Source organism: Streptomyces sp. NPDC088785 (genome assembly GCF_044750685.1).
Taxonomy (GTDB): Bacteria; Actinomycetota; Actinomycetes; order Streptomycetales; family Streptomycetaceae; genus Streptomyces.
The window spans coordinates 19,963-44,524 of record NZ_JBIVKH010000002.1; the positions used below are offsets into that span (position 1 = coordinate 19,963).

Here is a 24,562-nt window from a genome sequence, read left to right on the forward strand (position 1 = left end):
GCCGGACCGGGCGGGACCCGTCAGCCCTCGCGCGGCACCGGCTTGCGCTGCACCCGTTCCCGTACGAGCGCGAACGCCACCACGAACACCGCCACGAGCAGCGACAGCAGCACCTGCTCGCGGCCCGCGTCGTCGGTCAGCATGTAGACCAGCACGAACGAGATCATCGCGATCGTCGCCCACGTCAGGTACGGGAACAGCCACATCTTCACCACGAGCTTCTCCGGCTGCTCGCGCAGGATCATGCCGCGCATCCGCAGCTGCGTGAAGCAGATGACGAGCCAGACGAAGAGGGCGACCGCGCCGGAGGAGTTGAGCAGGAAGTCGAAGACGGTGTCCGGCCACTGGTAGTTGAACCAGACCGCGAGGAAGCCGAAGACGACCGAGCCGAGGATCGCGGTGCGCGGCACGCCCCGCGAGGTGGTCCGCGCGAACGCCCTCGGCGCGTCCCCGCGCCGCCCGAGCGAGAAGGCCATGCGGGAGGCGGTGTAGAGGCCGGAGTTGAGGCAGGACAGCACGGCGGTCAGCACGATGACGTCCATGACCTGGCCGGCGTGCGGGATGCCGATGGAGTTCAGGGCGGCGACGTAGCTGCCGTCCTTGGTGATCGACGGGTCGTTCCACGGCAGCAGCGTCAGGACCACGAAGATCGAGCCGAGGTAGAAGATGCCGATGCGCCAGATCACCGAGTTCGTGGCCCGGGTGACGGCCTTCTGCGGGTCCTCGGACTCACCGGCGGCCAGCGTGACGATCTCGCTGCCCATGAAGGAGAAGACGACCATCAGCACACCGGTGAGGATCGCCCCCGGCCCCTTCGGGAAGAAGCCCCCGGCGTCGGTCAGGTGCCCGAGGCCGGCGCCCGGGTTGTCGGAGCCCGGCAGCACCCCGAACACGGCGAGGAGGCCGACGATCACGAACGCGCCGATCGCGACGACCTTGATCCCGGCGAACCAGAACTCGAACTCGCCGTACGAGCCCACGGCCGCCAGGTTCACGACGGTCAGGACGACCATCACGATCAGGGCCCAGGCCCACTGCGGCACCGCCGGTATCCACCCGTTCAGGATGGTCGCCCCCGCCGTCGCCTCCACGGCGAGCACCACGACCCAGAAGAACCAGTACAGCCAGCCGATGGAGAATCCGGCCCAGCGCCCGAGCGCCTGGTCGGCGTAGGCGGAGAAGGAGCCGGACGAGGGCCGGGCCGCGGCCATCTCGCCGAGCATCCGCATGACCAGCACGACCATCGCGCCGACCAGGGCGTACGACACGAGGATGGCGGGTCCGGCCGCCGCGATCCCCGAACCCGATCCGACGAAGAGTCCGGCGCCGATGACGCCGCCGATGGCGATCATCGACAGGTGACGGTTCTTGAGTCCGGCCTTGAGGCCGTCCCCCTCGGGCGGTGTCTCGTTCGGCGCCAGGGCTGACTGCGATGACATGCAGACTTCCTTAGGGTCTCGGTGGGGCGAGCCCTGGCATTCAAAGCTCAGGATCGGCCCCTGCGGAAGGGCTGACTCCGGATTGTTGTCTTTGTTACGCGGGGGAATCAGGAGGTCAGGGCCCCGCCAGCGACTACCCGGCCCGTGCCGTGCCACACTCGGATCCATGCGCGTCTACCTCGGCTCCGATCACGCCGGCTACGAACTCAAGAACCACCTGGTCGAATGGCTGAAGGCCCACGGCCACGAGCCCGTCGACTGCGGGCCCCACATCTACGACGCCGTCGACGACTACCCCCCGTTCTGCCTCCGCGCCGCGGAGCGCACGGCGGCGGACCCCGACGCCCTGGGCGTCGTGATCGGCGGTTCGGGCAACGGTGAGCAGATCGCCGCGAACAAGGTCAAGGGCGTCCGCGCCGTCCTCGCCTGGAGCGAGCAGACCGCCGCCCTGGGCCGCGAGCACAACAACGCCAACGTGATCTCGGTCGGCGGCCGGATGCACACCCAGGAGGAGGCGACGAAGTTCGTCGAGACCTTCCTCGCCACGCCGTGGTCCGGCGAGGAGCGCCACCAGCGCCGCATCGACATGCTGACCCGCTACGAGCGGACCGGCGAACTCCCCGAGATCCCGGCCCACCACCCGCAGGACCCGCAGGCCTGACCGCCGCCCGGTCGAGCCCCTTTGGCGATCGAGGAGCGGGGCCCGGGGCGGCGCCCCGTGTCCCGGCCCTCGATCGCCGTCGCCCTGCCCGCCCCGAGAGGAAGAGCCGTGCCCGAGGGCCACACGATCCACCGGCTCGCACGCGACCACGCGGAGCGCTTCGCGGGCCGCACGACCACGGTGACCAGCCCCCAGGGCAAGTTCTCCGCCGCGGCGCAGCTCCTGACCGGCCGGGAGCTCACCACCACCGACGCCCACGGCAAACACCTGTTCCTCGGCTTCGGCGAGAGCTGGGTCCACATCCATCTGGGCCTGTTCGGCAAGTACACGCTCGGCGACACCCCGCCCCCGCCGCCCACGGACACGGTCCGCCTGCGGCTGCGCAACGACGCCCACTACGCGGACCTGCGCGGCCCCACCACCTGCGCCCTGATCACCGACGCCGAGAAGCAGGCGATCCACGACCGCCTCGGCCCGGACCCGCTGCGCCCCGCCGACACCCCGGCGAAGGCGTATGCCCGGATCTCCCGCAGCCGCACCACGATCGCCGCGCTGCTCATGGACCAGAAGGTCATCGCGGGCGTCGGCAACGTCTACCGCGCCGAGGTCCTCTTCCGGCACGGCATCGACCCGTACACCCCGGGCCGGGACCTCACCGAGGCCCGGTTCACCGGGATCTGGGACGACCTGGTGGCGCTCATGCGCGAGGGCGTCCGCCTGAACCGCATCGACACCGTCCGCCCCGAGCACACCCCGGAGGCGATGGGCCGCCCGCCGCGCGTCGACGACCACGGCGGCGAGGTCTACGTCTACCGGCGCGCCCCGCACCCCTGCCACCTGTGCGGCACCGGGATCCGCACCGCCGAACTGGCGGCGCGCAACCTCTTCTGGTGCCCGGCCTGCCAGCCGGGCACCCCGTGACCCGCCCGGCTCAGAACCCGTGCTGGAGCCACGGCGCGACGGCCGAGCCGAACGCCACCGACACCTCCCCGAGCGCCCCGCGCCGCAGCTCCCGCACCCGCCCGGCCGCCCCCAGCGCTGCCAGGGACGTGTCCCCGAGATAGGCGGCGCCCAACTCCCGCACGGACAGCGACAGATCGGGGGCGTCCTCGGTCCGCGCGCAGGAGGCGCCCTTCGCGTCGCCGGTCAGCCGCCAGCGCCCCGCGTTCCACGGGCAGAAGGCGTCCTCGACGTCGAACACGACGTCCACCGGAGTGAGGTACGTACGCGCTTCGAGCGCCGCGCCCACCTCCACCAGACGTAGGTGCAGCGAGTCGCGCATCCGGACGGCGCACCGGCGGATGTCCGACACCATCGACAGCAGCGGATCGTCGACCGGCAGGTTCCGCGCCTCCACCGTCTCCGTCAGGTCGACGGAGAGCAGGAACCGCCACAGCGCCGCGTACGCCGCCGGGTCCAGCGCGCTGATGTGCCGCACCTGGATCGCGCTGGTCGGCACCGACCACGCGGAGTCGGGCTTGATGTGGAAGCGGACGAAGCCGACCGGCTCACCCGCCCGCTCGGCGAGCACGCACTGCATCGGCGAGGCGCCGTGCCGCTCCTCCGGCGGGTCGAGCAGCGGCAGCCGCTCCCAGCCGGGGGAGCGGGCCAGGTTCCCCGGCCGGGTGCCGATCGTCCGCGCGTACACGGCCTCGCACCGCTCGGCGGCCTCCGTCACGTCCACGGACCGCAGCACGACCGCGTCCGTCCCCTCCGGGGCCTCGATCCGCACCCGCGCCGACTCGACGGTGAGGGCGAGCTGCCGGGTCGCGACGCCGTAGCCGAAGCGGCCGTAGATCGCCGGCTCGGACGCGGTCAGCACGGCGAGCGCCTCGCCCCGCGCCCGCACGTCGTCGAGCTGGCGGCGCATCATCGACGTGAGGATGCCGCGCCTGCGATGGGTGGCGGCGACACTGACCATGCTCACGCCCGCCGCGGGCAGGAACGCGCCGCCCGGCACGGCGACCCGGTACGAGAACGCGCCCGCGGTGCCCACGCAGTCCGCGCCGTCCCACGCCCCGATCGACCGGTCGAGCTCCGTCAGGTCGTCCATCAACTGCCGCTCCTGCGGCGGCTCCGGCACCCCGCCGAACGCCAGGATCACCTTCTGGTACCAGCGGTCGTACTCGTCGCGGCGCACCGTCCGCAGGTCGATGGTCATCCGCCATGCCTACCAGGGCACGACGGACGGGAGCGAGCCAATTACCGGGCGCGCCCCGGCGCCGGGCGTGCCCGGAAAGGGGGACAAGTGGGACCTCCCGTGCACAGATCCGGGCCCGGTGGATAAGGTCCACGAGCAATGGCCGTACGACGAGACAGGCGGGCGCGCGAGCAGCGCGCGGCAGCCGAGACGCTCCCGGCCCGGTGGAGGATGCGCATGCACCGGGTCCGCACCGCCGTGCGCAAGTCCGGGGTGGACTACTTCCGCGGCGACGGTTCGGACTGGATCGCGCTGGCCGGGCTGCTGCTGATGGTCCCCCTGATCGCGTGCGCCACGATCCTCAACCCGGTCTGGTGCTCCCCGGCCGTTCTGGTCCTGCCGATCGTCGCGGGCGGGCTGCTGCTGCGTCCGGCCAGCCTGCTCGGCCTGTACGCGGCGGCCGCCACGGCGCTGATCGTCGAGTCCTACCGGCTCGGCCCCTACGAACAGCATCCGGCGGCCGTCACGCCCGGCACCGTGCTCACGGTCGCCGCGTGCGGGTTCTTCGGGCTGCTGATAGCGCAGTTCCGCAGCCGGGTCGGGGTGCCCTGGCGGCGCGGCGGCACGATGCTGTTCGACCTGCGCGAGCGCATCCGCACCCAGTCCCGGCTGCCGAAGCTGCCGGCGGGCTGGCACCGCGAGATGGCGCTGCGGCCGGCCGGGGGACAGTCCTTCTCGGGCGACTTCGTGGTGGCGGCCCGCACCAACAACGGCCGCACCCTGGAGGTCGTCCTCACCGACGTCTCCGGCAAGGGTATGGACGCGGCGTCCCGCGCGCTGCTCCTGGCCGGGGCGTTCAGCGGCCTGCTGGGTTCGCTCCCGCCGCACGCCTTCCTGCCGGCGGCCAACGGGTATCTGCTCCGCCAGGACTGGGACGAGGGCTTCGCGACCTCCATCCACCTCGTGCTCGACCTGGAGTCGGGCGACTACGAGCTCTACTCCGCGGGCCATCCGCCGGGCCTCCAGCTCAGCGCCGGCACGGGCCGCTGGAAGGAGAAGGCGGCCGAGGGGCCGCTCCTCGGGGTGTACGACGGCGCCGAGTTCGACGCGACCAAGGGTTCCCTGCGGCCCGGCGACGTCCTGATGCTGTTCACCGACGGCCTGGTGGAAACCTCCGAACGCGACATCTCCGAGGGCATCGACCGCCTCACGGGCGAGGCCGACCGCTATGTCCAGGGTGGTTTCCACGGTGCGGCCTGGCACTTGATCGAGGCGGTGGCCAAGGACGTCAACGACGACCGTGCCCTCCTCCTGATCTGCCGAGACGCTTAGCCCAACAGCCCAGCAGCCCGACCGCAGCCCTGTCCGTCCGTCTGCGGCCCGGCGGGCCTTCACGTCCCTGGGTCCTCGTCCGCCTGCGGCCCGGTGGGGCTTCTCGCGCAGTTCCCCGCGCCCCTGAGGCATGCGCTGCGCGCAGCCTCCCTGGGGCCTGCCGATGAGATGCCGCACGAAGTGCGCATCTCAGGGGCGCGGGGAACTGCGCGGGAAGCGGCCACCGGCGCGCGCTCGGGGAACGGGCTCCAGGGGCGCGGGGAACTGCGCGGGAAGCGGCCACCGGCGCGCGCTCGGGGGACGGGCTCCAGGGGCGCGGGGAACTGCGCGGGAGGCGGCCACCGGCGCGCGCTCGGGGGACGGGCTCCAGGGGCGCGGGGAACTGCGCGGGAGGCGGCCACCGGCGCGCGGTCGGGGAACGGGCCTAGGGGCGCGGGGAGCGGTCACCAGGGGTCAGGCGTCGGCCCCGACCCGCTCCTCGGCCGGCACCGGCACCGGCACCGGCACCCGCCCCCCGGGCAGAACCCGGGCCAACCAGGCGGAGCGCCCGGCGGCCAGCGGCCCGAGAACGGCCAGCACGAGCACGTACCCGGCGATGAACGGCGACAGCCGTTCGTCCAGCCCCGCGCCGGCGGCCATCGTGGCGAGGATCAACGCGAACTCCCCCCGCGCCAGCAACGTCGTGGCGATGTTGGCGGCGGGCCCGGCCCCGAACCCGTACACCCGCGCGGCCCCCAGCCCGGCCAGCACATTCATCACCAGGGTCACCGCGACAGCGGCCAGCACCGGCCACACCACACTCGGCAGGTCCCCGGGATCGATCGACAGCCCGAACCCGAAGAAGAAGATCGCGCCGAAGGCGTCCCGCAACGGATGCACCAGCTTCAGGATGCGCCCCCCGGACGAGGTCGACCCGAGCATGAGCCCGACCATGAACGCCCCGATCGCGTCGGCCACCCCGAACCACTCGGAGACCCCGGCCACGAACACGGCGGCGCCGAGGAACGAGATGACGAGCAGCTCGTCGTCCCTGGTGTCGAAGAGCTTGCCGACGACCCGGGTGCCGAAGCGCGCGGCGAGCGCGAGCAGCAGCAGGAACCCGAACGCCTTTCCGCCGTCCAGGACGGCGGCGGCCAGCGAGTCGGCCCCGGACAGGATCGGCTGCAACGCGGCCAGGTACAGGGCCAGGAAGATGTCCTCGACCACGATGATGCCGAGGATCGGCCTGGTCTCCGGATTGCCCAGCCGCCCGGTGTCGACCAGCACCTTGGTGACGATCGCGGACGACGAGATGCCGAGTACCCCGGCGAGGACCAGAGCCTCGGAGGTGCCCCAGCCGAGGGCGAATCCGAAGCCGAGGCCGGCGCCGACGTTCAGCGCGAGGTACGTCCCGCCGGCGACGGCCATCTTGCGGCCGCCCGCCTTGAGGTCGTCGATGTGGAATTCGAGCCCGAGGTAGAAGAGCAGCAGGACCAGGCCGAGCGCGGAGAGCATCTCCAGGTCGTGCGGGTCCGACAGGAGCACGACGCCGGGCGTGTGGGGGCCGAGCAGGATCCCGGCCAGGATGAACAGCGGGATGGTGGGGAGTCCGATGCGCGCGCCGAGGCGGGCGAGGACGGCGGCGGCGAGAAAGGCCCCGCCCATGGCTATCAAGGTGTCTGCGTGTCCGATGGGCCCGTTCCTCCTGGTACTTGCGGCTGGATGGGGGGCGATCAACCTCGGTAAAGGGATCGTCAAGAAAGCGTCAATAGTTAGCTTACCAAAGGACTCGGGGGGCGGGCCGAAGGTCCCCCGGTGGGGTTCTCCCCACCCCCGGTCCACCGGAGGCCCTCATGGCTGACGGCGCCCTGGGATCCGTACGTTCGAGGCATCGGAGAACCGGCACGGAAGAGAGGGCGACCATGGGCCTGCGCACGGAGCGCCAGCGTCATGACGAGGCGGCGCGCGGGGGCCGATGGGCCGTCGAACTGCGCGGCGTACACCGGCGGTACGGGCGTGGAGCGTCCGCCGTGCACGCCCTGCGCGGCATCGAACTCGCCCTGCCCGCGGGCACGTTCACCGCCGTGATGGGCCCCTCGGGCTCCGGCAAGTCGACGTTCCTGCAATGCGCCGCGGGCCTGGACCGGCCCACCGAGGGCACCGTCGCCCTCGGCGGCACGCCCCTCACCGGCCTGGACGAGAACCGGCTCACCGAACTGCGCCGCACCCGCCTCGGCTTCGTCTTCCAGGCGTTCAACCTGCTGCCCTCGCTGACCGTCGAGCAGAACGTGCTGCTCCCGATGCGCCTGGCAGGCCGGCGCCCGCAACGGCACCACGCCGCCGACGTCCTCGCCCGGGTCGGCCTCGACGGCCTGGGCCGGCGCCGCCCCGGCGAACTCTCCGGCGGCCAGCAGCAGCGCGTCGCCGTCGCCCGCGCCCTCGTCACCCGCCCCGACGTGGTCTTCGCCGACGAACCGACCGGCGCCCTCGACACCACGACGGCCCGCGAGATCCTGGCGCTCCTGCGCGACGCGGTCGGCCGGACGGGCTCGACCGTCGTGATGGTCACCCACGACCCGGTGGCCGCCGCCCACGCGGACCGCGTCCTGTTCCTGGCCGACGGCTCGCTCGTGGACCACCTCGACGGCGCCCCCGCGGCCGCCATCGCCGCCCGCATGACCACCCTGACGCCCGCCTGAGCCACGACGGGAGCCGCACCCGCCCCCTACCCTCGCCCCATGCTCACCCTGACCGAAGTGGAAGCCCTGGCCCGCGAGGCCCACGCCGCCCAGACCGACAAGGCCGGCCGCCCCTACACCGAGCACCTGCGGGCGGTGGCCGACGGGGTCGCCGCGCGGGGCGGCACGGAGGAACAGATCGCGGTGGCCTGGCTGCACGACGCCATCGAGGACGCGGCCCTCTCCGCGCGATGGCTGACGGCGGCCCCGCTCACGGACCACACCAAGGCCCTGATCCGCGCCCTGACCAAACAGCAGGGCGAGGACCCGGAGGCCTACGCGCTCCGCATCCTCGCCACTCCGGGCGCCCGCCTGATCAAGGAGGCGGACCTGGCCCACAACGCGGACCCGGCCCGGCTCGCTGCCCTGGACGGACCGACCCGCACCCGCCTGACCCGGAAGTACGCGACGATGCGCGCCCTCCTGGGCCTGACACCCGACCCGACGTGACCGACGGGTCCGACCGACGGGCCGACCGACGGGCCGACCGGCGGCGCCGGCGTTAGGCCCGGTGCCGCCGCCGGGCCACCTCGGCGGCGTCCCGCCGGAACGCCCACTCCATCTTCGGCTCCATCGCGAACCGGAACAGCCGCTGCACCGGCGGCGTGCAGAGCACGGTGATGACGGACGCGGCGGCGACGGTGACGACGACCTCGCCCCACGGGGTGTGCACCCAGGAGGCGTCGAACCAGCCCCAGAACCGCGACCCCTTGGCCAGGAACCCGTGCAGCAGGTACCCGTACAAGGTCCCGGCCCCGAGCACCGTGAACCACATCCGGCGCCCCGGCACCCAGGCGTAGAAGCACGCGGTGAGCACGACCGACGCGCCGAACAGCACGAGCGTCATCACGATGCCGGCCCACCACGGCGCCCCCAACTCCTGCGCGCTGTCGCGGTGGTAGAACCAGGCGGACGTCATCCGCGGCCCGGCCCAGTACGCCAGCGCCAGCGCGCACAGCGCCACCGGCACGGCGAGGATCCGCACCTCGCGCCGCCGCACCAGCTGGAAGTGCTCGGGCTTCAGGCACAGCCCGAGGACGAAGAACGGCAGGAACTGGAGCACCCGCTGGAGATCGAGGTCGTCGCCGACCTCCGGGGAGATGGACGCCAGCGCGGCGATGACGACGGCCAGCGGCAGCGGCCACCGCACGATCTTCCAGATCGGCGTGGTCAGCCGCCACACGAACAGCGCGACCAGGAACCACGTCAGGTACCAGGGGTCGAGCAGGCTGATCGGATAGTCGGGGTCGCCCCCGGCGGTCCGCTTGAAGAAGGTGTACGCGACCTCGAAGAGCACGTACGGGACCGCGACCCCGGTGATGAGCCGCTTGAGCCGGTGCGGGCTCGCGTCGAAGGACCGCGAGAAGTAACCGGAGATGACGATGAACGCCGGCATGTGGAAGGTGTAGACGACCATGTAGAGCGCCTCGGCGGCGCGGCTGCGGTCGGTCAGGGGCTCCCAGGCGTGCCCCATCGCCACGAACACGATGGCGAGATACTTGGCGTTGTCGAAGAACGCGTCCCGCTGCTTCGGCCGGGGGGCGCCGGCCGGCGCGGGTGAGGACGTCGCGGCGGGGGGACGCCGGGTCTGTGGGGACGGCACGCCGTCCGCGGGCACCGCGGCCGGGGGGAGGGGCGTGCGATGCGAGCCGTGCGGATACAGCGAGCTGGTCACAGGCCCTCCCACAGAAGACATGGGGAGACCGTCCGGGACCGCACTGCGCCGGGTGGGGTCATGGCAGTGTGGAACATCTGAGGCACCTTAGTAGCGCCCGTGGGATTTCGTGAAACCCGCAAGGTGATTCCTCCTTATCGCCTCCTGGTACCCCCGGATTCGCGGAAGTCGACATGGGTCCGTACGTCGCCGAACTCGTGCCGATCTGTCCGTCATCACCCTTTTAATCCGACTTAAACAGCGCATATCGCCCTCGGTGGACTATGCCGTAATGCCCGCTGGTGCCCCCTTCCGCATTCCGTCGCGGCGGGCGGGAATGAGCCGCCGAATTCCCTGGATTCACCTGTGCGTACGGCAAGGGGAAACTGCGGGAGAACCGGGAACGACATGCGGGGGGCATGTGTGGGCGGCACGTGCCCGGAGGGAAACGATCAAGCCGAATTCCGCCCCCCGCCGGCGCCCCCGGCGACCCCCGTCGCCCCCGCCGCGACGTGCGCCGCACCCGCGCCGGGGGTCCGCGCGGCGTGCGCGCCCCCACACGCGCGTGGCCGACGTTGCGTCACGGACCGCATGCGCGGGCCTGGTTGGTGGCACGATGGTTCTGGCGGGGGGTGTGCGGGGCTGTGCCCCCCGGGCCGGGAGAGCGGACCGACCTAGGGTGTGATCAGTGTGGCCATTTCGCTGTCAGTGGTGCTGTTGTTGGCGATCGTCCTCGTGGTGCTCATGCGCGGTGGATCGATCAAGGCGGGACCCGCCATAGTCGCGGTGCTCTTCGGCTTCTTCCTGGCGTCGACCGGAATGGCTCCCGCGATCAACAACTTCCTCAACTCGGTCGCGGACAGCATCAGCGCGATCAATTTCTGAGGCCGGGGCCGGGGACCGAGCGCCCCGGCCCGGAAGCGCCGTCGAACGCGAACAGGGCCAGAACAGAGAAAGAAAGAATCCTCTGACCTGGCCCTGCGTCGTACAGAGCGGGCGACGGGAATCGAACCCGCGTAGCTAGTTTGGAAGACTAGGGCTCTACCATTGAGCTACGCCCGCACAGTGCACCCCCCGGATCGACCGGCGGCGGCACGAAAGGCATCGTAGCGGGTCACGGGCCCCGCTCGCACACCCCCTGCGCGGTGACCGCGCCCCCCGACGCCGCACCCCCGACGCCGCACCCCCGACGCCGCACCCCGAAGTCGCGCCCCCGCGCACGGGCGCCGCACGGCCTGCGGGCATGTACCCTACGTGTCGCACCGAACGGGGTGTGGCGCAGCTTGGTAGCGCGTCCGCTTTGGGAGCGGAAGGCCGTGGGTTCAAATCCCGCCACCCCGACCAGCTACTTCACCCAGCCTCCGGCCCGCCGCGCGGGCTCCTTCAAGATCGCATTGTGGCTGGACTCCGGCGTGCCGTTACTATGCAAGCTGCATGCCCGTGTGTCTCTAAGCCGGGCAGATCCCTAAAGTCAGCCCCAAGGAGACCCAACCGTGAAGAGCGCCGTCGAGACCCTGAACCCGACCCGGGTTCGGCTCAGCATTGAGGTGCCCTTCGAGGAGCTCAAGGACAGCCTCGACGCGGCGTACAAGAAGATCAATCAGCAGGTCACGGTGAAGGGCTTCCGCAAGGGCAAGATCCCGGCCCGCGTCATCGACCAGCGCTTCGGCCGCGGTGCGGTGCTGGAGGAGGCCGTCAACGACGCCCTCCCGAAGTTCTACACCGAGGCGGTCAACGAGGCCGAGCTGAACGTCCTCGGGCAGCCCGAGGTCGACATCACGGAGCTGAAGGACGGCGAGACGCTGAACTTCACCGCCGAGGTCGACGTCCGCCCGGCCATCGAGATCCCGGACTACTCCGGCATCGAGGTCGAGGTCGACGTGGTCGAGGTCACCGACGAGGACGTCGACAAGTCGGTCGAGCAGCTGCGCGACCGCTTCGCCTCGACCTCCCCGGTGGAGCGCGCCGCCGCGGACGGCGACGTCGTGACCATCGACCTGGAGGCCAAGGTCGAGGGCGAGGTCCTGGAGGACGGCGTCGCGTCCGGCGTCTCCTACACCATCGGCTCGGGCGAGCTCCTCGACGGCATCGACGACGCCGTGACGGGCCTGGAGGCCGGTGGCGAGGCCACCTTCACCTCCGAGCTCAAGGGCGGCTCCGCCGAGGGCAAGGAGGCCGAGGTCACCGTCAAGGTCACCCAGGTCGCCGCCCGTGAACTCCCGGCCCTGGACGACGACTTCGCCCAGCTCGCCTCCGAGTTCGACACCCTCGACGAGCTGAAGGCCGACAGCCGCAAGCGCCTCGAGAACATGAAGCAGTACGACCAGGCGACGCAGGCCCAGGAGCGCGTCCTGGAGAAGCTGCTGGAGCTGGTCGAGGTCCCCGTCCCCGAGAAGCTGCTCGAGGACGAGGTCAACACCCGCAAGCACAACCTGGAGCACCACCAGCTCGGCCAGATGGGCCTGGACATCGAGAAGTACCTCGAGATCCAGGGCAAGACGGTCGAGGAGTTCGACGCCGAGACGCGCGAGCAGGCCGTCAAGGGCATCAAGACGCAGTTCGTCCTCGACGAGCTCGTCAACAAGGAGAAGCTGAACGTCAGCCAGGAGGAGCTCACCGAGCACCTCATGCGCCGCGCCGCCTCCTCCGGCATGTCCCCCGACCAGTTCGCCCAGGCGGTCGTCGAGGGCGGCCAGGTCCCGATGCTGGTCGGCGAGGTCGCCCGCGGCAAGGCCCTTGCCGTGGTCGTCGAGGCCGCCACCGTCAAGGACACCAACGGCGAGATCGTCGACCTCGAGGACGACGAGGACGAGGCCGCCGCCACCGAGGAGCAGGCCGAGGAGTCCACGGAGGCCTGATCTCCGTAGCGCCACTCCGACAGGCCCCCGGGACACCGCGTCCCGGGGGCCTGTCGCGCCTCTCCGGGGGCGCGTCCGGCCCGGCCCCGGGCCGGGGGCAACCTGCGCTCACAGCGAACAGTTCCCTTCGCGGGATTCCCCGGAGGGACCCGCGCGTTAGGGTCCATGAAGAGGAGGGCAGGGGAGTCCCTGAGCAAGGGCCCCGCCCCCAGCTAGAGACGCGAGACGGCGCGTGGCCGTCAGAGACGAGCAGGTGGATACGTGACGATTCAGATGCCTTCCGCCGCAGGCGAGCCGTCCATCGGTGGTGGCCTCGGCGACCATGTCTACAACCGGCTGCTCGGCGAGCGGATCGTCTTCCTCGGCCAGCAGGTCGACGACGAAATCGCCAACAAGATCACCGCGCAGATGCTGCTCCTTGCCGCCGACCCGGACAAGGACATCTACCTCTACATCAACAGCCCCGGCGGCTCGGTGACGGCCGGCATGGCGATCTACGACACCATGCAGTACATCCCGAACGACGTGGTCACGATCGGTATGGGCATGGCGGCCTCGATGGGCCAGTTCCTGCTCACGGGCGGCACGGCGGGCAAGCGCTTCGCCCTGCCGAACACCGACATCCTGATGCACCAGGGTTCCGCGGGCATCGGCGGTACCGCCTCGGACGTCAAGATCCAGGCCGAGTACCTGCTGCGGACGAAGCAGCGCATGGCGCGCATCACCGCCGAGCACTCCGGCCAGACCATCGAGACGATCATCCGCGACGGTGACCGCGACCGCTGGTACACCGCGGAGGAGGCCAAGGACTACGGCCTCATCGACGAGATCATCACTGCCGCTACGGGTGTTCCGGGCGGCGGCGGCACGGGCGCCTGAGCCCGGGCCCCGATCCCAGCCCCACTGCCTCCCTCCCACCAGGACGGAACACCGCCATCATGAACAACACCCCCGGCAGCGGCCTCTACACGGGCCCGCAGGTCGACAACCGCTACGTGATCCCGCGCTTCGTCGAGCGCACCTCGCAGGGCGTGCGTGAGTACGACCCGTACGCGAAGCTGTTCGAGGAGCGCGTGATCTTCCTCGGCGTCCAGATCGACGACGCCTCGGCCAACGACGTGATGGCGCAGCTGCTGTGCCTGGAGTCGATGGACCCGGACCGCGACATCTCCATCTACATCAACAGCCCCGGCGGCTCGTTCACGGCCCTCACGGCCATCTACGACACGATGCAGTTCGTGAAGCCGGACATCCAGACGGTCTGCATGGGCCAGGCGTCCTCCGCGGCCGCCGTCCTGCTCGCCGCCGGCACCCCGGGCAAGCGCATGGCCCTGCCGAACGCGCGCGTCCTGATCCACCAGCCCTCCGGCGGCACCGGCCGCGAGCAGCTCTCCGACCTGGAGATCGCGGCCAACGAGATCCTCCGGATGCGTACGCAGCTGGAAGACATGCTGGCCAAGCACTCGACGACGCCGATCGAGAAGATCCGCGACGACATCGAGCGCGACAAGATCCTCACGGCCGAGGACGCCCTCGCGTACGGCCTGGTGGACCAGATCATCTCCACCCGCAAGATGAACAACGAGGCGATCGCGTAACCGCGCGCTGTATCGTCTGCCATTCCCCGGCACGGTTCACGTCAAAGTGAACCGTGCCAAGGGGGGCCCGAACGGGGGGCCCGGCAAGGTACCGTCGGATACAGGCACCAGGAGTCGCTGAACGTGGCGTCTCCCAGGCGAAGGGGAAGCACCTCGTGGCACGCATCGGTGACGGCGGCGATCTGCTCAAGTGCTCGTTCTGCGGAAAGAGCCAGAAGCAGGTCAAAAAGCTCATCGCAGGCCCCGGTGTATACATCTGCGACGAGTGCATCGACCTCTGCAACGAGATCATCGAGGAAGAGCTCGCGGAGACGAGTGAAGTGCGCTGGGAGGAACTTCCCAAGCCGCGCGAGATCTACGAGTTCCTCGAGGGTTACGTCGTGGGCCAGGAGGCCGCCAAGAAGGCGCTCTCCGTGGCGGTGTACAACCACTACAAGCGCGTCCAGGCCGGGGAGAACGGCGGGGGCAGCAGCCGGGACGACGCCATCGAACTGGCGAAGTCCAACATCCTGCTGCTCGGCCCGACCGGCTCCGGCAAGACGCTCCTCGCACAGACGCTGGCCCGGATGCTCAACGTGCCGTTCGCGATCGCGGACGCCACGGCGCTCACCGAGGCGGGCTATGTCGGCGAGGACGTGGAGAACATCCTGCTGAAGCTCATCCAGGCCGCCGACTACGACGTCAAGAAGGCCGAGACGGGCATCATCTACATCGACGAGATCGACAAGGTGGCTCGCAAGTCCGAGAACCCGTCGATCACCCGCGATGTGTCCGGCGAGGGCGTCCAGCAGGCGCTGCTGAAGATCCTCGAAGGCACCACGGCCTCGGTCCCGCCGCAGGGCGGTCGCAAGCACCCGCACCAGGAGTTCATCCAGATCGACACGACGAACGTGCTGTTCATCGTGGGCGGCGCGTTCGCCGGCCTGGAGAAGATCATCGAGTCGCGGGCCGGCGCCAAGGGCATCGGCTTCGGCGCGACGATCCACTCCAAGCGCGAGCTGGAGGAGAAGGACCAGTTCCAGGAGGTCATGCCGGAGGACCTGGTGAAGTTCGGGATGATTCCCGAGTTCATCGGCCGGCTGCCCGTCATCACCTCGGTCCACAACCTGGACCGGGAAGCCCTCCTCCAGATCCTCGTCGAGCCGCGCAACGCACTGGTGAAGCAGTACCAGCGCCTGTTCGAACTCGACGGCGTGGAGCTGGACTTCGAGCGCGAGGCGCTGGAGGCCATCGCCGACCAGGCGATCCTGCGGCGCACCGGCGCCCGGGGTCTGCGGGCCATCATGGAGGAGGTCCTCCAGTCGGTGATGTACGAGGTCCCGTCCCGCAAGGACGTCGCCCGGGTCGTCATCACCGCGGAGGCCGTCCACTCGAACGTGAACCCGACGCTGATCCCGCGGGACGCCCGCGGCAACGACAGCGGTGAGCAGAAGTCGGCCTAGCCGCACGGCGTCCGACACGGTGAAGGGCCCCGACCGGATCTCCGGTCGGGGCCCTTCTCGCGTACCGCGGCGCGGGTCACGCGGGGACGCGGACCTCCTTGCGGAGCTTCACCGCGAGATCCGCCGCGGACTTCAGGTCCGCGGCCTTGCCGGACATCATGTCCGAGATCGTCATCGGGAGGACCATGGCGACGGTGCTGTTGTCGGCCCAGATGCAGACCGGCATGTGCACGGCCTTGCCGCTCGTGGAGCCGGCCGCCGAGCCGTCCATCTTCAGCTCCTGGCACTTCATGACGTAGCCGTCGGTGCTGTAGTCGCTGGGATCGCCGACCAGCGTCGCCTTGTCGTCGCCGGCGCTGCCGAGCGAGGCCTTGTCGAACATGCCGGTGACGAGCTTGCCCGGGTCCTCGACCTCGCCGTAGGCGCCCTGGAACTGGAGCATCTTGCCGGCCAGCGGGTCGGAGGTGCCGCCGGCCTTGTACGAGCCGCCGACGGGCTTGCCGTTCTTCAGGCCGTCCTTCTCGGCGTCCCGCATGTCCGACGCGCTGAAGCCGTCGCCGGAGGCCGCGTCCTTCTGGTACTCGGAGAGGACCGTCGCGGGCGCCGTCAGCTTGTGGGCGCCGTCGTCGGAGACGCTCGCGCTGCCGCCGTCGCTCCCGCCGAGCACGAAGTAGGCACCCACGCCGATCGCCGCGACCACGGCGACCGCGCCGATGATGAGGCCGACCTTCTTGCCGCCACCGCCCGCCGGGGGAGGCGGCGGGTACGGGCCCTGGCCGTACTGGTCCTGGCCGTACGGGGCCTGCTGCTGCGGGTAGCCGTACCCGGCCTGCGGCTGCTGCGGCTGCTGCGGCTGGCCGTACGGGCCCGGCTGCTGCGGCGGGACACCGGGGGGCGCCTGCTGGGGGTACCCGTAGCCGGGCTGGGGGGCCTGCGGCTGCTGGCCGTACGGGCCGGGCTGCTGGGGCTGCTGGCCGTACGGCCCCGGCTGCTGCGGCTGCTGGCCTCCGTAGGGGCCCGGCTGGTTGTAGCTCATTGGATGGGTTCCCTCCCGATGCTTATGTGCTCCTCACATCCTGGCGTACGGCTGTGCGGATCGGGCCGCCGGATATGGTTTCAGTACGGGACTGTGACCCCCCTAAACTGGCTGCGTGACCGAGAACTCTCAGCAGCAGCACTCAGCGCCCACCACCGAACTGCCGACCCAGTACGCGCCGGCCGAGGTAGAGGAGACGCTGTACGAGCGCTGGGTAGACCGGGGCTATTTCACGGCGGACGCCAAGAGTGAGAAGCCGCCGTACACGATCGTCATCCCGCCGCCGAACGTCACGGGCTCGCTGCACCTGGGCCACGCCTTCCAGCACACGCTCATGGACGCCCTGACCCGCCGCAAGCGCATGCAGGGCTTCGAGGCGCTCTGGCTGCCGGGCATGGACCACGCCGGTATCGCGACGCAGAACAAGGTGGAGCAGCAGCTCGCCGAGGAGGGCAAGTCGCGGCACGACATCGGCCGCGAGGCCTTCGTCGCGAAGACGTGGGAGTGGAAGGAGCAGTACGGCGGCCGGATCCTCGGCCAGATGCGCCGCCTGGGCGACGGGGTCGACTGGTCGCGCGAGCGCTTCACGATGGACGAGGGCCTGTCCAGCGCCGTCCAGACCATCTTCAAGCGGCTCTACGACGACGAGCTGATCTACCGCGCCGAGCGCATCATCAACTGGTGCCCGCGCTGCCTGACCGCCATCTCGGACATCGAGGTGGACTACCAGGACGACGACGGCGAGCTGGTCTCGCTGAAGTACGGCGAGGGCGACGAGACCCTCGTGGTCGCGACCACCCGGGTCGAGACGATGCTGGGCGACACCGCGGTCGCCGTCCACCCGGACGACGAGCGGTACGCGCACCTCATCGGCAAGCGCATCAAGCTGCCGCTGACGAACCGCACGATCCCGGTCGTCGCCGACACCCACGTCGACCCGGAGTTCGGCACCGGCGCCGTGAAGGTGACGCCCGCCCACGACCCGAACGACTTCGCGATCGGCCAGCGGCACCGGCTCGACACCATGACGATCATGGACGAGCGCGGGGTCATCACGGTCCCCGGCCCGTTCCAGGGCCTGGACCGGTTCGAGGCGCGCTCCGCGATCGTCGACGCGCTGCGCCAGCAGGGCCGCGTGGTCGCCGAGAAGCGCCCGTACGTCCACTCCGTCGGCCACTGCTCGCGCTGCCGCACCACCATCGAGCCGCGCCTGTCGTTGCAGTGGTGGGTCAAGGTCGAGACGCTGGCCGCGGCCGCCGGTGACGCGGTCCGCGACGGCCGGGTCACGCTCCACCCCAAGGAGATGGAGAAGCGGTACTTCGACTGGGTCGACAACCTCAACGACTGGTGCATCTCGCGCCAGCTGTGGTGGGGCCACCGCATCCCGGTCTGGTACGGGCCGAACGGCGAGGTCGTCTGCGTCGGCCCCGACGAGCAGCCGCCCGGCACCGAGGCCGAGGGCTGGAAGCAGGACGAGGACGTCCTCGACACCTGGTTCTCGTCCGGCCTGTGGCCGTTCTCCACGCTGGGCTGGCCCGAGCGGACGCCGGACCTGGAGAAGTTCTACTCCACCGACGTGCTGCTCACCGGCCACGACATCATCTTCTTCTGGGTCGTCCGGATGATGATGTTCGGTCTCTACGCGATGGACGGCGAGGTCCCGTTCAAGACGGTCGCCCTGACCGGTCTCGTCCGCGACGAGAACGGCAAGAAGATGTCGAAGTCCTTCGGCAACGTGGTGGACCCGCTGGACTGGATGGACAAATACGGCTCGGACGCGCTCCGCTTCACGCTGGCGCGCGGTGCGAACCCGGGCACGGACGTCCCGATCGGCGAGGACTGGGTCCAGGCGTCCCGCAACTTCGCCAACAAGATCTGGAACGCGACGCGCTTCGCGCTGATGAACGGCGCGACGATCGAGGGCCCGCTGCCGGAGCCGTCCGCGATGACGGCCACCGACCGCTGGATCCTGTCCCGGCTGAACAAGACGGTGGCCGAGGTCGACGCGTTCTACGACGACTACCAGTTCGCCAAGCTCTCCGACGCGCTCTACCACTACGCGTGGGACGAGGTCTTCGACTGGTACGTCGAGCTGTCGAAGACGACGTTCATGGCGGGCGGCGCGCCGGCCGAGGTGTCGGGCCGGGTCCTCGGCGAGGTCCTGGACGTCACGCTGCGCCTGCTGCACCCGATCGTCCCGTTCGTCACCGAGACGCTGTGGACGACGCTGACCGGCCGCGAGTCCGTCGTCATCGCCGACTGGCCGAAGGACAGCGGCTTCCGCGACGAGGCGGCCGAGAAGGAGATCGAGACGGTCCAGCGGGTCGTCACGGAGGTCCGCCGCTTCAAGGGCGACCAGGGCCTGAAGGCCGGCCAGCGCGTCCCGGCCCGCCTCGCCCTGGACGGCACGGCGCTCGCCCCGCACGAGGCGGCCATCCGCCAGCTGCTCAAGCTCCAGCCGGCGGGCGAGGAGTTCCAGGCGACGGCGACCCTGCCGGTCGCCGGGGCCGAGGTCGCGCTCGACCTGTCCGGCGCGATCGACGTGGCGGCGGAGCGCAAGCGCCTCGCCAAGGACCTCGCGGCGGCCGAGAAGGACAAGGCGCAGGCCGAGGGCAAGCTCGGGAACGAGAAGTTCCTCGGCAAGGCCCCGGAGAAGGTCGTCGACGGCATCCGGGCCCGGCTGGCCAAGGCGGACGAGGACATCGCCCGCATCCAGGCCCAGCTGGAGCGGCTGCCGCAGGCGTGACACGTATCCGTACGTGACCGAGGCCCCGGAACCGATCGGTTCCGGGGCCTCGGCCGTGCGGTGTCACGCGGTGCGCAGTCCGAGCCGGATCAGTTCCGCCTCCGCCAGGGCGTCCAGGGTGGCCGGGTCGCCCTCGCGCCAGCCCTCGGCGAGACTGCCCGGCGTGGTCCCGGGCAGCGCGTCGGCGGTGCGGCCCACCTCGTCGAGCGGCCGCAGCAGCGCCCGCAGGGCCAGCAGCTCCCGTCCGTCCTCGCTGTCGGCGAGGTCCCGGGCGGCGGCGGCCCGCCGCACCCAGCGGATCCGGCGCGGCAGCCACAGCGCGCAGAGCAGCCCGACCGGCACCACGAACACCGCGACGGCGGCCAGCAGCACCAGCACCCGCAGCGGCCCCGCGCCGTCGGGCGCCGCGCTCACGATCCGGTCCCCGGCCCGCGCGACGCCGTGCAGCGGTCCGGGCAGCCCGAGCCGGGCCCCGGCGGGGGCCGGCCGGGTCGCGTGCCCGAGGAACCGATGCGCCAGCACCGCCGCCGCGGACCACCCCGCGACCCACAGCAGGGCCGCCCCGTCACCGATGATCTGCCGAGCGCGCCGACTCGGCTGATGTGCGTACCACATGGTCCGATTGGACCCCTTGTCGCCCGTACGGGGCGCTCACCGCGCCGAACAGGGGTGCGCATTACGACAGATGGCGGTGCCTCCCACCCGGACGGCCGCGGGCCGGTACGCCGTCCGCGGCCCGGCGGCGCCGTCAGGCGGCCCCCAGCATCCGCTCCAGCCCGTCGAAGTCCTCCACGCACTTCCCGCACCCCAGGACGACACTGTCCAACGGCTCCTCGGCGACGAACACCGGAATGCCCGTGCCGGACGCGATGCGCAGGTCGAGCCCGGGCAGCAGCGCACCCCCGCCGGTCAGCACGATCCCGTGTTCCATGACGTCCCCGGACAGCTCCGGCGGGCACTCCTCCAGGGTGGCCTTCACGGCGGAGATCACCGCTTCCACGGGCTCGTCCAGCGCCGCCCGCACCTCCCGCACCGTCAGCTCCACGGTCTTGGGCAGCCCGGCCACCTTCTCCCGCCCGCGCACGGTGAACGCCCGCATCTCGAACGCCTCCTCCCCGGGCACGGGCCACGCCGAGCCGATCGCGACCTTGACGTCCTCGGCGGTGCGCTCCCCGATCAGCAGCCCGTGCTCCTTGCGGACGTGCGCGGTGATGGCCTCGTCGAGCCGGTCACCGCCCACCCGCAGCGACCGCGCCGTGACGACACCGCCGAGCGAGATGACGGCGACCTCGGTGGTCCCGCCGCCGATGTCGACCACCATCGACCCGCGCGGCTCGGCCACCGGCAGCCCGGCCCCGATCGCGGCCGCCATCGGCTCCTCGATCAGGTGCACGGCCCGCGCCCCCGAGCTCTGTGCGGCGTGCACGATGGCCCGCCGCTCGACCGGCGTGACCCCGCTGGGCACGCACACGACCATCCGGGTGCGGGGCCGGCGGCCCGGAGCGACCTTGCGCACGAAGTGCCGGATCATCTGCTCGGCCGCCTCGTAGTCGCTGATCACGCCGTCGCGCAGCGGCCGGATGGCGGTGATGGTGCCCGGGGTGCGCCCGATGGTCTCCTTCGCCTCGGTCCCCACGGCGAGCACGGAACCGTGCTTGCCGCCCTGCTTGACGGCGACCACCGACGGTTCGTTCAGCACGATCCCCTGACCGCGTACGTAGAGAAGGGTGTTGGCGGTGCCGAGATCGATACCTATGTCCATGATCGCCAAGTCTGCCGGGTGGCACGCGCGCGCGGCGGGACCAACGTCCCGATTCGGACAGGCCGAAGGTCCCGACCCGTCCCGGCGGGCGGCTTGTGCACCGCTGTCCGCACTTGTCGGCGACCTCCGTAGACTGGCGTACGTGAGTGACCTCCCCCCGCGCGACAGCGGCGACGACCCCGTCCCCAGCGACAGCCCGGACGCCTTCGAGGAGATCGTGGGCGCCGAGACCGACCGTGACCCCGACCTCGCGGTGATCGAGGCGGGCAGCCGCACCCTGCGCACGCAGGGCGGCCCCCCGCAGGGCGACGGCATCCCGGCCCGGCCGCAGGACCCGGAGGTGGAGAAGGCGCTGCGGGCGGTCGAGGCGGACCTGGCCACCCGGTGGGGCGAGACCAAGCTGGAGCCGTCGGTGGCCCGCATCGCGGCGCTGATGGACGTGCTGGGCGAGCCGCAGAAGGCGTATCCGTCGATCCACATCACGGGGACCAACGGCAAGACGTCGACGGCCCGCATGGTCGAGGCCCTGCTGGCCGCCTTCGACCTGCGCACCGGCCGCTACACCTCGCCGCACGTGCAGTCGATCACCGAGCGGATCAGCCTGGACGGCGCGCCGATCGGGCACGAGCGCTTCATCGAGACGTATGAGGACATCAAGCCGTACGTCGAGATGGTCGACTCCCAGCAGGAGTACCGGCTGTCCTTCTTCGAGGTGCTGACCGCAATGGCCTACGCGGCCTTCGCGGACGCGCCCGTCGACGTGGCGGTCGTCGAGGTCGGCATGGGCGGCAGCTGGGACGCGACGAATGTCATCGACGGCTCCGTCGCGGTGATCACCCCCATCGACCTCGACCACACCGACCGTCTGGGCTCCACGCCGGGCGAGATCGCGGGGGAGAAGTCCGGGATCATCAAGCAGGACGCCACCGTGATCATGGCGCAGCAGCCGGTGGACGCGGCGCAGGTGATCCTGAAGAAGGCCGTGGAGAGGGACGCCACGGTCGCCCGCGAGGGCCTGGAGTTCGGCGTGGTGGACCGGCAGATCGCCGTCGGCGGCCAGCTGGTGACCCTGCGCGGCCTCGGCGGCGAGTACGAGGAGGTCTTCCTCCCGCTGCACGGCGCCCACCAGGCGCACAACGCGGCGGTGGCGCTCGCCGCCGTCGAGGCGTTCTTCGGGATCGGTTCGGAGCACGCGCGCCCGCTCGACATCGACACCATCCGCACGGCGTTCGCGTCCGTCACCTCGCCGGGCCGGCTGGAAGTGGTGCGCCGCTCGCCGACCGTCGTGCTGGACGCCGCGCACAATCCGGCGGGCGCGCGGGTCACCGCCGAGGCCGTCAGCGAGGTCTTCGACTTCAGCCGGCTGATCGGTGTCGTGGGCGCCAGCGCCGACAAGAACGTACGGGGGCTGCTCGAAGCCTTCGAGCCGATCTTCGCGGAGATCGTCGTCACGCAGAACTCCAGTCACCGGGCCATGGACGCCGATGAGCTGGCGGCCGTCGCGGTCGAGGTCTTCGGCGACGAGCGGGTGCAGGTCGAGCCGCGGCTCGACGACGCGCTGGAGGCCGCGATCACGCTGGCCGAGGAAGAGGGCGAGTACGCGGGTGGCGGGGTGCTCGTCACCGGGTCCGTGATCACGGTCGGGGAAGCCCGGCTGCTGCTGCTTGGGAAGGACTGAGCGCTGTGCGTACGTTGTGTGCGTCGACGCTGATCGGCGAGTTCTTCGTCATCGGCTTCGCGGGGCTGGTGGCGATGAAGGACCAGGACCTGTCGAACGCGGTGGTGTGGACCGTCTGTGGCGTCGCCATGCTGTTCTCGGTGCTGCTGTGCGGCATGGTCACTCGTCCCGGTGGCGTCCAGCTGGGCTGGGCCCTTCAGATCGCGCTGATCGTCAGCGGGTTCTGGGTGCCGGTGATGTTCTTCCTGGGGGCCTGTTTCGCGGCGCTGTGGTGGGCCTCGGTGCACTTCGGGCGCAAGATCGACGAAGCGAAGGCCCGCTGGTCCCAGCAGGAATCCCCCACGGCCTGACATCCCGGGGTGGTCTTCGACGCGCGCCACCGTGGTGGCTGGTCGCGCAGTTCCCCGCGCCCCTGGGTGGTTCTTCGTCCGCGGCCCGGTGGCCGCGTCTCGCGCAGTTCCCCGCGCCCCTGAGGCATGCGCTGCGCGCATCTCCTCAGGGAGGACTCCCAGGCAGGGCGGGCCGGTGGCGCGCCTCCCTGCTGGGATGGCGCACGCAGTGCGCATCCCGGGGGCGCGGGGAACTGCGCGCTCAGCCGCCACGGTGGCGCGCGTAGGAGATCACCTCAGGGGCGCGGGGAACTGCGCGCCAAGCCACGACGGTGGCGCGCCTGGCAAGGCCGCCTAGGGGCGCGGGGAACTGCGCGCTCAGCCGCCACGGTGGCGCGCGTAGGAGATCACCTCAGGGGCGCGGGGAACTGCGCGACCAGCCACCACGGCGGCGCACCCGAAGAATCACCCAGGGGCGCGGGGAACTGCGCGCCCGGCCGTGACGGTGGCGGGTCCGGTGAGGTCGTTCTGGGGCGTGGGACCCCGGTGCCCGAGGGGTGTCGAGCCCCTGTAATCTCGGGCCCACCGCACATCCAGGCCGCACAAGGAGCCCACCCGAAATGACCCAGCGCACGCTCGTCCTGCTCAAGCCCGACGCGGTCCGCCGTGGCCTGATCGGCGAGATCATCGGCCGTATCGAGCGCAAGGCCGGCTGGACGATCGGCGCGCTCGAACTGCGCGAACTCGGCCAGGAGACGCTGGAGCAGCACTACGGCGAGCACCGGGGCAAGCCCTTCTACGAGCCGCTGGTGGCATTCATGTCGTCGGGCCCGGTCGTCGCGCTGGTCGTGGAGGGCGAGCGCGTCATCGAGGGCGTCCGCCAGCTGGCCGGCCCGACCGACCCGATCGCGGCGGCCCCGGGCTCCATCCGCGGCGACTTCGGCGTCATCGTCCGCGAGAACCTGATCCACGCGTCGGACTCCGAGGAGTCGGCCGAGCGCGAGCTGAAGATCTTCTTCCCGAACCTGGTCTGACGCCGCGTCTCGCCCACTGGGACGAGCCGTATTCCTCTTTCTGACGATTCCGCTGATTCTGACGATTCGTCAGTCACGGAGCGCCACCGACCTGGAACGGCCTGAGAATTCGGGCCGTTCTTTGGCATATGCGCCC

The 24,562-nt window shown here is 71.0% G+C and carries 21 protein-coding genes and 2 tRNA genes; 15 read left to right on the plus strand and 8 right to left on the minus strand.

Annotated elements, in window-relative coordinates:
- Positions 1-20: 20 nt before the first annotated feature.
- Positions 21-1,439 (minus strand): amino acid permease, encoded by a 1,419-nt coding sequence (locus ACIP5K_RS05765; RefSeq protein WP_401405344.1) that lies wholly within the window; start codon positions 1,437-1,439, stop codon positions 21-23.
- Positions 1,440-1,605: 166 nt separating this feature from the next.
- On the opposite strand from ACIP5K_RS05765, the gene ACIP5K_RS05770 reads away from it, so the two are divergent.
- Positions 1,606-2,100, plus strand: a complete 495-nt coding sequence (locus ACIP5K_RS05770) for a ribose-5-phosphate isomerase (RefSeq protein WP_401405345.1) — start codon at positions 1,606-1,608, stop codon at positions 2,098-2,100.
- Positions 2,101-2,208: 108 nt separating this feature from the next.
- The gene (locus tag ACIP5K_RS05775) at positions 2,209-3,021 is read left to right on the plus strand and encodes an Fpg/Nei family DNA glycosylase (protein ID WP_401405347.1); all 813 of its coding nucleotides are present in this window, start codon (positions 2,209-2,211) and stop codon (positions 3,019-3,021) included.
- Between the two features lie 10 nt (positions 3,022-3,031).
- Here ACIP5K_RS05775 and ACIP5K_RS05780 read toward each other — a convergent pair whose 3' ends face one another.
- Positions 3,032-4,261: a GNAT family N-acetyltransferase gene (locus ACIP5K_RS05780; protein ID WP_401405348.1), complete on the minus strand. Its 1,230-nt coding sequence runs from the start codon at positions 4,259-4,261 to the stop codon at positions 3,032-3,034.
- Positions 4,262-4,399: 138 nt separating this feature from the next.
- On the opposite strand from ACIP5K_RS05780, the gene ACIP5K_RS05785 reads away from it, so the two are divergent.
- Positions 4,400-5,572 (plus strand): PP2C family protein-serine/threonine phosphatase, encoded by a 1,173-nt coding sequence (locus ACIP5K_RS05785; RefSeq protein WP_401405350.1) that lies wholly within the window; start codon positions 4,400-4,402, stop codon positions 5,570-5,572.
- Positions 5,573-6,025: 453 nt separating this feature from the next.
- Here ACIP5K_RS05785 and ACIP5K_RS05790 read toward each other — a convergent pair whose 3' ends face one another.
- Positions 6,026-7,216 (minus strand): cation:proton antiporter, encoded by a 1,191-nt coding sequence (locus tag ACIP5K_RS05790; protein ID WP_401405351.1) that lies wholly within the window; start codon positions 7,214-7,216, stop codon positions 6,026-6,028.
- A 257-nt stretch (positions 7,217-7,473) separates the two neighbouring features.
- Here ACIP5K_RS05790 and ACIP5K_RS05795 point away from each other — a divergent pair, with 257 nt between their 5' ends.
- Positions 7,474-8,250 (plus strand): ABC transporter ATP-binding protein, encoded by a 777-nt coding sequence (locus tag ACIP5K_RS05795; protein ID WP_401405353.1) that lies wholly within the window; start codon positions 7,474-7,476, stop codon positions 8,248-8,250.
- Positions 8,251-8,289: 39 nt separating this feature from the next.
- Positions 8,290-8,739 carry an HD domain-containing protein gene (locus ACIP5K_RS05800; protein ID WP_401405355.1) on the plus strand — a complete coding sequence of 150 codons (450 nt, stop codon included), beginning with the start codon at positions 8,290-8,292 and terminating at the stop codon, positions 8,737-8,739.
- A gap of 52 nt (positions 8,740-8,791) precedes the next feature.
- Here ACIP5K_RS05800 and ACIP5K_RS05805 read toward each other — a convergent pair whose 3' ends face one another.
- A complete protein-coding gene (locus ACIP5K_RS05805; RefSeq protein WP_401405357.1) occupies positions 8,792-9,964 on the minus strand; it encodes an acyltransferase family protein in 1,173 nt (390 codons plus the stop codon).
- A gap of 669 nt (positions 9,965-10,633) precedes the next feature.
- On the opposite strand from ACIP5K_RS05805, the gene ACIP5K_RS05810 reads away from it, so the two are divergent.
- Positions 10,634-10,828 (plus strand): hypothetical protein, encoded by a 195-nt coding sequence (locus ACIP5K_RS05810; protein ID WP_255971564.1) that lies wholly within the window; start codon positions 10,634-10,636, stop codon positions 10,826-10,828.
- A gap of 106 nt (positions 10,829-10,934) precedes the next feature.
- Here the strand turns inward: ACIP5K_RS05810 and ACIP5K_RS05815 are convergent.
- Positions 10,935-11,005, minus strand: a tRNA-Gly gene (locus tag ACIP5K_RS05815).
- 205 nt (positions 11,006-11,210) lie between these two features.
- On the opposite strand from ACIP5K_RS05815, the gene ACIP5K_RS05820 reads away from it, so the two are divergent.
- The 5 genes from ACIP5K_RS05820 to clpX all read left to right on the plus strand — a co-directional run bounded on the left by ACIP5K_RS05820 (position 11,211) and on the right by clpX (position 15,841).
- Positions 11,211-11,287: transfer RNA gene (locus tag ACIP5K_RS05820), tRNA-Pro, on the plus strand.
- 149 nt (positions 11,288-11,436) lie between these two features.
- The gene (tig, locus tag ACIP5K_RS05825) at positions 11,437-12,801 is read left to right on the plus strand and encodes a trigger factor (RefSeq protein WP_401405359.1); all 1,365 of its coding nucleotides are present in this window, start codon (positions 11,437-11,439) and stop codon (positions 12,799-12,801) included.
- A gap of 273 nt (positions 12,802-13,074) precedes the next feature.
- Complete coding sequence (locus ACIP5K_RS05830) at positions 13,075-13,680, plus strand: ATP-dependent Clp protease proteolytic subunit (protein ID WP_111668324.1); 606 nt, start codon at positions 13,075-13,077, stop codon at positions 13,678-13,680.
- A 59-nt stretch (positions 13,681-13,739) separates the two neighbouring features.
- A complete protein-coding gene (locus tag ACIP5K_RS05835; protein ID WP_401405360.1) occupies positions 13,740-14,399 on the plus strand; it encodes an ATP-dependent Clp protease proteolytic subunit in 660 nt (219 codons plus the stop codon).
- Positions 14,400-14,554: 155 nt separating this feature from the next.
- The gene (gene clpX / locus ACIP5K_RS05840) at positions 14,555-15,841 is read left to right on the plus strand and encodes an ATP-dependent Clp protease ATP-binding subunit ClpX (RefSeq protein WP_401405362.1); all 1,287 of its coding nucleotides are present in this window, start codon (positions 14,555-14,557) and stop codon (positions 15,839-15,841) included.
- Between the two features lie 76 nt (positions 15,842-15,917).
- Here clpX and ACIP5K_RS05845 read toward each other — a convergent pair whose 3' ends face one another.
- The gene (locus tag ACIP5K_RS05845) at positions 15,918-16,877 is read right to left on the minus strand and encodes a hypothetical protein (protein ID WP_401405364.1); all 960 of its coding nucleotides are present in this window, start codon (positions 16,875-16,877) and stop codon (positions 15,918-15,920) included.
- Between the two features lie 115 nt (positions 16,878-16,992).
- Here ACIP5K_RS05845 and ACIP5K_RS05850 point away from each other — a divergent pair, with 115 nt between their 5' ends.
- Positions 16,993-19,623, plus strand: coding sequence for a valine--tRNA ligase (locus ACIP5K_RS05850; RefSeq protein ID WP_401405365.1), 2,631 nt, complete (start codon positions 16,993-16,995; stop codon positions 19,621-19,623).
- 63 nt (positions 19,624-19,686) lie between these two features.
- On the opposite strand, the gene ACIP5K_RS05855 is transcribed toward ACIP5K_RS05850, so the two are convergent.
- Entirely contained in the window at positions 19,687-20,238 is a 552-nt protein-coding gene (locus ACIP5K_RS05855; protein WP_401405367.1) for a hypothetical protein, read from the minus strand.
- A 133-nt stretch (positions 20,239-20,371) separates the two neighbouring features.
- Positions 20,372-21,385, minus strand: a complete 1,014-nt coding sequence (locus ACIP5K_RS05860) for a rod shape-determining protein (RefSeq protein WP_401405369.1) — start codon at positions 21,383-21,385, stop codon at positions 20,372-20,374.
- A 142-nt stretch (positions 21,386-21,527) separates the two neighbouring features.
- Here ACIP5K_RS05860 and ACIP5K_RS05865 point away from each other — a divergent pair, with 142 nt between their 5' ends.
- The 3 genes from ACIP5K_RS05865 (at position 21,528) to ndk (ending at position 24,426) form a co-directional block, all read left to right on the plus strand.
- Positions 21,528-23,063, plus strand: coding sequence for a bifunctional folylpolyglutamate synthase/dihydrofolate synthase (locus ACIP5K_RS05865; RefSeq protein WP_401405371.1), 1,536 nt, complete (start codon positions 21,528-21,530; stop codon positions 23,061-23,063).
- Between the two features lie 5 nt (positions 23,064-23,068).
- Positions 23,069-23,413: a DUF4233 domain-containing protein gene (locus tag ACIP5K_RS05870; protein ID WP_401405373.1), complete on the plus strand. Its 345-nt coding sequence runs from the start codon at positions 23,069-23,071 to the stop codon at positions 23,411-23,413.
- A 599-nt stretch (positions 23,414-24,012) separates the two neighbouring features.
- On the plus strand, positions 24,013-24,426 hold the full coding sequence (gene ndk / locus ACIP5K_RS05875; protein WP_401405375.1) for a nucleoside-diphosphate kinase: 414 nt from the start codon (positions 24,013-24,015) through the stop codon (positions 24,424-24,426).
- The last annotated feature ends 136 nt before the right edge of the window (positions 24,427-24,562 follow it).

Excerpts from the sequence above, each read along its gene's own strand:
- ACIP5K_RS05830 (WP_111668324.1), top strand. The coding sequence starts at position 13,075 with ATGCCTTCCGCCGCAGGCGAGCCGTCCATCGGTGGTGGCCTCGGCGAC.
- ndk (WP_401405375.1), top strand. The coding sequence starts at position 24,013 with ATGACCCAGCGCACGCTCGTCCTGCTCAAGCCCGACGCGGTCCGCCGT.
- ACIP5K_RS05835 (WP_401405360.1), top strand. The coding sequence starts at position 13,740 with ATGAACAACACCCCCGGCAGCGGCCTCTACACGGGCCCGCAGGTCGAC.
- ACIP5K_RS05860 (WP_401405369.1), bottom strand. The coding sequence starts at position 21,385 with ATGGACATAGGTATCGATCTCGGCACCGCCAACACCCTTCTCTACGTA.
- ACIP5K_RS05770 (WP_401405345.1), top strand. The coding sequence starts at position 1,606 with ATGCGCGTCTACCTCGGCTCCGATCACGCCGGCTACGAACTCAAGAAC.
- ACIP5K_RS05785 (WP_401405350.1), top strand. The coding sequence starts at position 4,400 with ATGGCCGTACGACGAGACAGGCGGGCGCGCGAGCAGCGCGCGGCAGCC.
- ACIP5K_RS05780 (WP_401405348.1), bottom strand. The coding sequence starts at position 4,261 with ATGACCATCGACCTGCGGACGGTGCGCCGCGACGAGTACGACCGCTGG.
- ACIP5K_RS05795 (WP_401405353.1), top strand. The coding sequence starts at position 7,474 with ATGGGCCTGCGCACGGAGCGCCAGCGTCATGACGAGGCGGCGCGCGGG.
- ACIP5K_RS05855 (WP_401405367.1), bottom strand. The coding sequence starts at position 20,238 with ATGTGGTACGCACATCAGCCGAGTCGGCGCGCTCGGCAGATCATCGGT.
- ACIP5K_RS05845 (WP_401405364.1), bottom strand. The coding sequence starts at position 16,877 with ATGAGCTACAACCAGCCGGGCCCCTACGGAGGCCAGCAGCCGCAGCAG.
- ACIP5K_RS05790 (WP_401405351.1), bottom strand. The coding sequence starts at position 7,216 with ATGGGCGGGGCCTTTCTCGCCGCCGCCGTCCTCGCCCGCCTCGGCGCG.
- ACIP5K_RS05765 (WP_401405344.1), bottom strand. The coding sequence starts at position 1,439 with ATGTCATCGCAGTCAGCCCTGGCGCCGAACGAGACACCGCCCGAGGGG.
- ACIP5K_RS05800 (WP_401405355.1), top strand. The coding sequence starts at position 8,290 with ATGCTCACCCTGACCGAAGTGGAAGCCCTGGCCCGCGAGGCCCACGCC.